The sequence below is a fragment of the Micromonospora sp. DT4 genome (assembly GCF_049841675.1).
Classification (GTDB): domain Bacteria; phylum Actinomycetota; class Actinomycetes; order Mycobacteriales; family Micromonosporaceae; genus Micromonospora.
Window position 1 is genome coordinate 154060 of record NZ_JBNCKT010000001.1, and the last position, 9745, is coordinate 163804.

At 66.6% G+C, this 9745-nt stretch carries 3 protein-coding genes; 1 reads left to right on the top strand and 2 read right to left on the bottom strand.

Going from position 1 to position 9745, the window contains the following annotated elements; genetic code table 11:
- Window positions 1-4 precede the first annotated feature (4 nt).
- Together ACLQ24_RS00710 and ACLQ24_RS00715 are read right to left on the bottom strand one after the other, a co-directional pair.
- Window positions 5-5728: a hypothetical protein gene (locus ACLQ24_RS00710; protein ID WP_425888441.1), complete on the bottom strand. Its 5724-nt coding sequence runs from the start codon at window positions 5726-5728 to the stop codon at window positions 5-7.
- 167 nt (window positions 5729-5895) lie between these two features.
- Window positions 5896-7965 (bottom strand): SpoIIE family protein phosphatase, encoded by a 2070-nt coding sequence (locus tag ACLQ24_RS00715; RefSeq protein WP_425888442.1) that lies wholly within the window; start codon window positions 7963-7965, stop codon window positions 5896-5898.
- A gap of 290 nt (window positions 7966-8255) precedes the next feature.
- Between ACLQ24_RS00715 and ACLQ24_RS00720 the strand changes: the two genes are divergently transcribed.
- On the top strand, window positions 8256-9745 hold a 1490-nt coding region (locus tag ACLQ24_RS00720), incomplete at its 3' end, for a HAMP domain-containing protein (RefSeq protein ID WP_425888443.1).

Here is a 9745-nt window from a genome sequence, read left to right on the forward strand (position 1 = left end):
CCGGTCAGCACTCAAGGACGGCGTTGGCGAGCTGGACGAATTCGGCATTCCTTGCGGCATTTTGCCTCGCGAGATCCGTGATGGCGTCGACCCAGCTCTGCCTATCGTCGACATCCAGACGGCTGCCTGCCTTCAGTAGATGCCCGACCGCTTCGTTCACGCCCTGCCTAAACATGATGTTGACCGCCTCCATGACCTTGCTCGCGCCAGCAGCCCCGTGGCCAGAATCCGCGATGAGATTCACCCGCTGGGTGACGGGGATTTCCCGGCCCTGGCCGCCGATCAATAGGTGTTTACGGGCTGTCACGTCCGACGTTTCCTGGTAATCGAGCACGATTTCCGCCGTGCCCGCCGCGTTGAGTTCGCCCAGCAGCGGGGTGAACCCACGGAACCAGGAGTCTTCGTTGCCGACTCGTTCGACGATCGTTGCCAGATCGTTACGGGCCTGCTGACTGTTGAGTTCGTCCCGGCTGGTGTTGAGCACGTCCAACGTCGCAGCCCGGTCCGGTGCCAGTAGTAGTCGGACGACGGCAGGATTGGTCCTGTCGGCGGTCGGCGTTGCACGCTCGGCTGCCCTGTTAAGCAGTAGCGCGGTCAGGTAAACCTCCCCGCCGTCGGAGACGCCGTCGCTGCCACGCACCACCCAGACCGGATCCAGGCTGCTGTTCTGCGCTTTGGGGACGCGATGCACGAGGCTGACGCCGTACGTTTCCGAGACGTCCGTTAGCTCACGGCTGAGCGATATCTCGGTCACCACGACAGGTTGCTGCTTCTTGAGGGCGAACTGCTGGACCAGACGTCGAAGGTCGCGCAGGTCATCATCCGATGTGGTCGCACCTCGGTTGCCGCCGAGGAAGATGACCGGAGCACCGGGCTCATCGACTGCTCGGCGGAGCCGATTCTGCGTTGTGAGTATTGGTTGGGGGCCGACCCAGAAGAGACGGTCGGCCTTTTCGCTGTCCGCGTGGCTGCCTGGCGGCAACCGGAAGTTGCCGGAAAGTGCATCCTCTTCGACGCTTCGGTGTGATGGTGCCTCGGGTGCCACCACCTGTTCGTCGATTGTCGAAGGTTCGGCCGGCGTGAAAGCGTGGACGACCGTCGGCGTGGTAAGTGGTCGGGACTCGTCTCTTGTCGGGCGTCCCTCGTCGTCGCGGCTGGCGTGCCGGTGGCTGATGCCGGTCAGCCAGTCGTTCGCCCTTGATAAACCAGCCTCCGCCGTCACACTGGGAAGCAGGTGCAGTTCGTCGAAGGTCGCCTCGATCGTCCAGCTGTTCAAGAGGGCTCCGAAACCATTGGTCGAGCCAGTCGGTGTGGTGATCTCCCAACCGATCCTGCTGTTCCATCCGTTTCGCGGATGGAATCGGACCGGCTCTACCTGAGCCGCTGACTCGGCCCGGCGGATGACCGTCAGCCCACGGTCGGCGAGCAAATCATCGATCTTCGCGCTGCGCCCCAGGACGACGATCACGCTGTTGTGGGGTAACAAGTCGTCCTCGAGACTTGACCTCAGCACACGTTCCGCTGTCCCAAAATTCGTACCTGCCTCGTCGTCCGGCACGAGACCGACCAGCGGCCGACCACGGGTTTCGGCGAACTCCCCGATGCGATACCACGGCTCGGTGTGCCGGGCGGGACCGAACAGATTTAGCCCAGCTTCGAAACGCCGCCCGTCCCAGTTGCTGGCGTCCCCACTGGATCCCAGCCTGACATGCCCGTTGGTGTGGCCATCAGCGATTGCGCCACTGATATCGGCCAAAAGCTGGCCATTGTCGCGGTCGACTACAAATTGCCGTTGATCAAGCAGGTCGTTCCGGGCTGCGTCCTCGACGAGGTCGTTCAGCTCAGCTAGCTGAAGTTGCCGCAGGTCTTCAGTCGTCGACCCGTTGCTGTCGGCGGATACTTCCACGACGAAGCGCGCGAGTTCACCGTCACGGTCGAAGCTCGTGGCACCGCCCGGACTGACGTTGAAACCGGGCCAGTGGCTGGATGCCGGGGCCGAATCAGAGTCCAAGCCTCGGATCAGATAGTCCAGGGCTGAGGGGTGGCGCTGGCGTGACGTTTCGGACTCGGACTGCAGGTCTGCATGGCCGCCGGTGTGGACCGGTACGGTAGCGAAGACGACGAAAGTGCCGGCTTTTGGCCCACTGCGCTGACGATACTGCCGGCCGATTCCCTGCACCCGCGTTGCTTCGAGCTCGGTAATTGTCGACTGGGACTTGCTGAGGAAGGTGTCCGTGATGAACTTGCGGTCGAACGCCAGATAGGCCCGCACCTCGCGCGGCAATTCGTCTCGTATGTCGCCCATTGCGCTCCGCGACTGGACAGCTAGCAGGTCATCCGGCGAGGGCTGCTCGTCGTAGATAACACTCTGCGCTAACGCCGCCGCGTGAGCGTAGAGCAGAGCGGTGTAGCCAGCCAGCCGCCGCACGTCCCAATCTCTGCCGAGGCGCTCGGGGATTCCCGCGCCGCCCGGCCGTGTCACTCCCACTTCCTGCGGACCCAACTCCCGCCACACGAAGAACCGGGCGGCCAGTTCATTGCCGAAGCTCAGTCCATCCTCGATGTGACGAGCCGCCGCTGGCCGACTCGTCATGGCACGCACGTGCGTCAAAAGGTCGTACAACCCGCCGATGCTCGGCTTCACTTCGTGCGGTGCGGGGAGATCGTGCTGGACTTCGGCGACCGCACGCTCGCCCTGCGGGTGATGCTGATCCGCGCCGCTCTGTAGCACCGATGATTCGACCGTGGGTCCAGCGACGGGTTCGGCGAAGTATCGCAGCACCACCTCTAGATCATTCTGTCGGAACGGCTGCCCAGGTGCGGCCAGAGCTGCCAGCATGTCAGCGTGAGTCCGCGGTGGAAGGCCCCGCGTGACCATCGCGTTGTTCATCTCGTCGAAGAGCTCGCGCGGAGTCGCGGCTTCGGCGGCAGGGCCAGGGGACACCTGCGGTAGCAGCCAAACGAAGGCCGCTCGATGATCCTCGGATGTTTTCAATTGGATGTTGGGCGCGCTTGACGGCCCCGCGCCGCGGTTGTGCACCACCAGCCTTACTGCCTCCGGGCGGAGACTGCGCAACGCCAACTGCCCGTCGAAGTGGGGTTGGAGTGACTGGGCGATGTTTTCTCCCCGGTTCCTCCCGGTCACGGACGCCCGCTCGGCAGCGTCCCCAGTCAGTGCCGCCAGCGCTGGGTGCCTCCCGACGCCGCCAGCCTCGATGTGCAGTTCAAGAGGCCCGGTTCGGGCAGCGATATCGACGACACGTGCGACGAGACTCGTGATGAGCTGCTGCTCGCCCGGACCAAGATAGTGCTCCCCACGGAAGAAATTGAGGCGCGACGTCGGGAACTCGCGCGCGAGGAGCCCGCGTGTGAGGCGTTGCGGATCTTCGGGGGAGTGACGGTGTCGCGCAAGGTTGCCCCACTCGGCGGCGTGTGCCGCTTCCCCGCCCTCGAAGATCGGTGTTTCCTCGGGCGTCGCGTCATAAGCAGACACCGAATCGTCGATCGCCGGTCCGGAATAAGTGAACGCGTTGATCTGCTCATCAAACTCGTGCCTGGCGATTTTGGTGAGCTCCGCATGCTCGCGCAGCATGTCGTCGACGCTTTTTTGGTGCCCGCGGTCGCCATCGGATGCCACAGTGAGTAGGATGAGTGGCAGCATTCCGTTCTGGACATCGTGTGTATCCGTGGGGCTCGGCGGCGCTTTGTGTGCATTGCCGGCCGGGAGCCCGTCGGAAAAATAGATCCCTGCTTTGGGATTTAAGACGTTGGCAACCTCTTCGATTTCCGCGATCGCCTGTTTGGACCTACGCTCGAAGGCTTCCACGATAAACTGGCGATCGAATTCCAGATAAGCCTGTGTTTCCACAGGCAGTCTGTCACGGATGTCGTAAATGGCTGTACCGGAAAGGGCGGCAACCTTTTCCGGGTATGGAATCTTATCTGTTGCCAAAGCGGCTGCATGGGAGTAGAGAAGCGCTACGTAGCCGGCCAGCGCGCGCCCCGGGCGATACCCGTCGAGGCGTTCGTCTGATTCCGGCAAATCTTGCAGGATTTCTGGAGAAAGGTCTGGACCGAACTCACGCCACCCAAAGAATCGGGCGGCTAGTTTTTTTCCGAGCGACAGGCCGTCCTTCAGGTGCCGAGCTGCCGCCGCTCGCTGCGTCGTGCGTAGCACCTGTTTTAAAAAGGGGTAGAGGCCGTCGGTGCTTACCCCCACTTCAAAGCTGGACCTCGCGTGGTATTCACCCTCTGGTCTCCATATTCCGACACGAGCCAATTTGCCCAGTTCGGTGAACGTGAATCCCTGCCCGGAGAGGATTTCCGTCAGGGGCCGGATTGGCTGACGGCCGCTGTTCTGGAAGGTGAGACCAGCCAGTCGGGTCTCAATTTGCTGGAGGGCTTCGGTTGCCGCCTCCGGCTCATGGTATGCGTCCTCCTGCTCGACATTGCGCAGCCTGTCGCTAACAAAGCTGAGGTTTACGACGGGAATTTTCTGCGTCTGGGCGTTGGGTGTCGGACGCATATCCCTGCCTCGTCGCATCGGCACCACGGGGAGATCGATGGTTGCGCCCTGAGTAACGATCTTGGATCCGCTGGGTTCGTGCAACGCCAGTATTTCTCCGCCTTCGTTGCTGTGGGCTGCCGCTCCGTCGAAGGTGATTCTGTTGCTGAAGGTGGCGACCAGGGCGGAGCCTGCGTATTCCCGGTTTATCGGTGGACCAATTAGTGCTTGGGCTGCTGATGTCGATTGCATCGAGTCTGACAGGGGAACACGGCGTCCTTCGGCGTTCGCGATCAGGACGCGAAGCGCCACCCCACCCTCGGTCGGGTGGGCACCCACTAGGCGTTCCGCCGGCCCGGCCACCGGGATGACTTTGGCACCCTCCGATCCGGACAGGTCAACCCACCGCAGCTCGCCGTCGGCCAGCTTGTACATCGCGACCGCGTGGCCTTTTCCGAATGCCCGATCAACTAGGACGAATGCTGTGCTTCCCGCTTCCAGCGTTTTCAGCGCCTTGATGATCTCCTCGACGGAGGCTGCCCGCCCCCACCTGCTGGCAGCGGAGAATTCGACCTCGCCGCGCCAGGTGCCCACTCGCATGTCATCGCGCGCCCTCTCCGGCAGCAAGCCCCTGGGGAAGAGTTCGTCCCGGAGGGCCCGCAGGAGCACGGTGCACAGATTCGGGTCGTCTGTCGGCCCGTGCGAGGCGACTACCTTAAGTACGTCAAGGCTCAGCTGCCGCAGCTGGGTCTCGTTCATCGCGGCACGTGGCTTGGCACGCAGCCAACGGGGTGCGCGGTCGGTGACGGGCGGGGTGAGGGTGGTCTTCGCCGCCTTCCCAGGGGCGGGCGTTACCAGCACTACGCCGCTGCCGTCGACAAGCTTTTGGACCCGTGGGTCGAGCACGTCGAACGTCGCGTCACGGACGAGGACCGGCAGGCCAAGCGCATCGGCACGACTGACCGCGACAGTCCAGTCGAGAGTGGGCTCCGCCGGTACGTACACCATCCGGTCGATCACGCTCTGCGGCTGGCCGCGCAAGATGTCGTTGGCGATCACCGCGTCGAGCACGGCCGCATCGATATGGACTTGGTGCATTTCCGGGAGCCGCGCGGCGTGCAGCACCGGGTCAGGGATCTCCGCGTTGCCCAGGCCGAACCATTGGCCAGTCGGGACCCAGGTGAACAGGTTCTCGACGCAACCTGTTCCGGCGATCTCCGGCATCCGGTGTCTCCCCGTGCATTGGTCAGCTCGCAGTGAGGAGAGAGGTTATCCGACGGGGTCTGAACGGATGAGGAAACCGAACCGAATGTTACGGAACCGATCCGCGAGGTCGCGCAAGGTGCGGCCAGAGCCGTGTCCTCTGATCAAGGCAGGCATGGGAAAGTCGGTCAGGCCGTATCGTTGCGTAGCACCAGCACCGCGATGTCGTCCCGGGGTGGCTCGACCGAGAAGTTGATCGCGGCGGCGCGCAGGCGCGCGGCGACCACGTCGGCGGAGTAACCGGCCAGTGGCGCGGCCGCGTCCCGCAGCCGATCGGTGCCGAACAGCTCCCGGCCGCGCCGCCGCTCGGTGACCCCGTCGGTATAGAAGATCAGCGAGTCGCCCGGCGCGAGCGTGATCTCCGCCGTCGGCGAGGTGATGGCGTCGAGCAGACCCAGCGCCGTGCCCCCGATGCCGACGAACCGGGCACCGCCTCCATTGGCCAGCAGCACCGGCCGGTCGTGCCCGGCCAGGTGCAGCGAGACGTCGAGGTGGTCGCCGTCGCCCGGCCCGACCGCCGCCAGGGCCAACGTGCAGTATCGGCCACCGCCCCGCTCGACAAGCGTCTCGTTGAGCCGGGCCAGCGCCTCCGGCAGCGGCTTGCCGTCGCCGACCAGCACCCGGATCACGTCGCGTACCAGGCCGGTGACCGCCGCCGCCTGAACGCCCTTGCCCGAGACGTCGCCGATCACCACGAGCCAGCGCCCGTCGGGCAGCGGCACCACGTCGTAGAAGTCGCCACCCACCTCGGCGTGGTCACCGGTGGGTACGTACTCGGCGGCGAAGCCGATACCGTCCACCACCGGCAGGACGGGCGGCAGCAGGGACTGTTGGAGCGTCTGCGCGACCCGTCGGCGCTCGGCGTGGATCCGCGCGTTCTCGATCGCCAGCGCGGCCCGCCGCGCTACGTCCTCCAGGACGGCCATCTCGTCCGGGTCGTGCCGGTGCCGCTGGTGCCGGCCCACCGTCAGGGTGTCGAGCCGCTGCCCGCGCGCGATCAGCGGGACCGCGAAGCCCTCCATCGGGCCGCCGAGCGGGATCTGCGCCGCGCTGCGGGACGCCTCCCGCAGCCGGGCCTGGATGGAATCCGGGCCGGTCTCCGCCAGCACCCGGTGCAGGTGCGGCAACATGGACTCGTCGGCGTGGCTGGCCGCCGCCAGCCGCAGCCGACCCCACTCGTCGGTGGTGTGCACCGCGCACCACTGGCCGAGCCGGGGCACCACCAACTGCGGGATCAGCGCCATCGTCAGCTCGACGTCCAGCGACTGGGCCAGCAGCTCGCTCGCCTCGGCGAGGAACGTCAGCCACGCCTGCCGGCGGACGTCCGCCCGGCGCAGCCGGTCGTTCTCCAGGTGCAGGGACAGCCGCTCGGCGGTGAGTACCGCCAGCGGCCGGGCGTACGCCGACGGCGCGGCGTCCAGCTCCAACTCCCCGGCGTACGGGCGGTTCACGGTCAACGGCACCCGCAGCAGCTCGCTGTCGGGGCGGGGCTGCCGACCGAAGCGGGCCAACAACTGTCGGCCCTGTCCGTCGCCCCGGTCCAGGCGTACCGCTCCGCCGGCCGCGCCGACCATCTCGGCGACCCGGTTGAGCAGGCTGGTGGCGAAGTCGGGCAGCGGGTCGTCCGCGTAGATGTCGGGGGCGGTCTGCATGAGCTCGCTCATCGCGCCGGCGCTCGGCGCCGAGCCGTCGCCGGCCCCGGGGCTGGCTGCCATCGACGTGCCGCCCGCGCTGGTGCCGGCCTGCGGCTCGGTCCCGGCCCGGTCCAGGCGGAACCAGACGCCCTTGCCGGTCGGCAGGTACGTGGTGCCCCAGCGGCTGGCGAAGTGGTCGACGAGCAGCAGCCCGCGACCGCGCTCGGAGACCTCGTCGATCTCGGTCGTGTCGTTGCGGGTGCCGACGCTCAGCTCGTCGTTGCCGGAGCTGGGCGCGAAGTCGGAGACGGTCACGGAGAGTCCGGCACCGTCCGCCACGACCTCGATGTCCAGTTCGGTGCCGGCGTGCTCGACGGCGTTGGTGGTCAGCTCGGTGGTGAGCAGCAGTGCCTCGTTGACCAGGTCGTCGAGGTGCGCCTCGGCGAGGACCGAGCGGACGACCGCCCGGGCGGCGGCGGGCGTACGGCGGTCGGCGGGCAGGCGGACACGCCGGACGGCCCCGTTCCGGGCCCCGGCCGTCGCGGGCCCCGCCTCGGCTGACACCCTCGTATCCTCCACCGTCGCCCCGCCGGGTGCCAAGCCGATCCGTGATCGGCGGGGCGCAGGGCCGGTCGGCGATACCGTGTGGTGATCGGCGCGTGCGGGCACAGCGTGGTAGACGTGACGAGCGCCACCCGATGAGGTCTGTGTCGGGTTGGCACCCGGCGCGAGGATCACCGGGCCCACCGGGGCCGATCGGCGGGTCGCGCACCCTGGCACTACGGCCGACGCGGGCACAATATGGGGTGCCGGTGTGTCTTACGGGCACGGACCCCCCAGGTGAGCGAGGCATCATGACCACGGCGAAGCAGTCGTACGCGGATCCGTCCGCGTCCGAACAGGACGCGCTTCTCGGTGAGTTGACCGAGGCGCTGCGACGGGTTCGTCGCGGTGATCTGAAAGTCCGGTTGCCCCGCCGCGCCGGTAAGGCCGGTGAGGTGGCGGACGCCTTCAACGAGGTGGTCTCCCTACAGGAGCGGCAGTACCTGGACCTGCGGCGGATCAGCCGGATCGTCGGTCGGGACGGCCGGCTCACCGAACGGCTGGACGACGAGGGGCTGGACGGCTCCTGGGCGGAGGGGCAGCGGGCGATCAACTCGCTGATCGACGACCTGGGCCGGCCGACGACCGAGATCGCCCGGGTCATCGTGGCGGTTGCCGACGGCGACCTGTCCCAGCACATGGCGCTGGAGATCGACGGTCGGCCGCTGCGCGGTGAGTACCTGCGCATCGGGCGCACGGTGAACACGATGGTCGACCAGTTGTCGTCGTTCGCCGACGAGGTGACCCGGGTGGCCCGCGAGGTGGGCACCGAGGGCAAGCTGGGTGGTCAGGCCGACGTGCGCGGTGTCGCCGGCACCTGGAAGGACCTCACCGACTCGGTCAACACCATGGCGTCCAACCTGACCGGTCAGGTGCGGTCGATTTCGCAGGTCGCGACGGCGGTGGCAAAGGGCGACCTGTCGCAGAAGATCACGGTCAGCGCGCGCGGTGAGGTGGCCGAGTTGGCCGCCACGATGAACTACCTCACGGACACCCTGCGGCTCTTCGCCGAGCAGGTGACCCGGGTGGCCCGTGAGGTGGGCACCGAGGGCAAGTTGGGTGGCCAGGCCGAGGTGCCGAACGTGGCGGGCACCTGGAAGGACCTGACCGACAGCGTCAACTCGATGGCGTCGAACCTGACCGCCCAGGTCCGCAACATCGCGCAGGTCTCCACGGCGGTGGCGCGCGGTGACCTGTCGCAGAAGATCACCGTGGCGGCGCAGGGCGAGATCCTGGAGCTGAAGGACACCGTCAACACGATGGTGGACCAGCTCTCGTCGTTCGCCGACGAGGTGACGCGGGTGGCCCGTGAGGTGGGCATCGAGGGCAAGTTGGGCGGTCAGGCGCAGGTACGCGGCGTCTCGGGCACCTGGCGTGACCTCACCGAGAACGTCAACCAGCTGGCCGGCAACCTGACCAGCCAGGTTCGGAACATCTCGCAGGTCTCCACGGCGGTGGCGAAGGGTGACCTCTCGCAGAAGATCACCGTCGACGCCCAGGGCGAGATTCTGGAGCTGAAGAACACCGTCAACACGATGGTCGACCAGCTCTCGTCGTTCGCCGACGAGGTGACCCGGGTGGCCCGTGAGGTGGGCACCGAGGGCAACCTGGGCGGTCAGGCGCAGGTCAAGGGCGTGTCCGGTACGTGGCGGGACCTGACGGACAACGTGAACTCGATGGCGTCCAACCTGACCAGTCAGGTCCGCAACATCGCCTCGGTGACGACGGCGGTGGCGAAGGG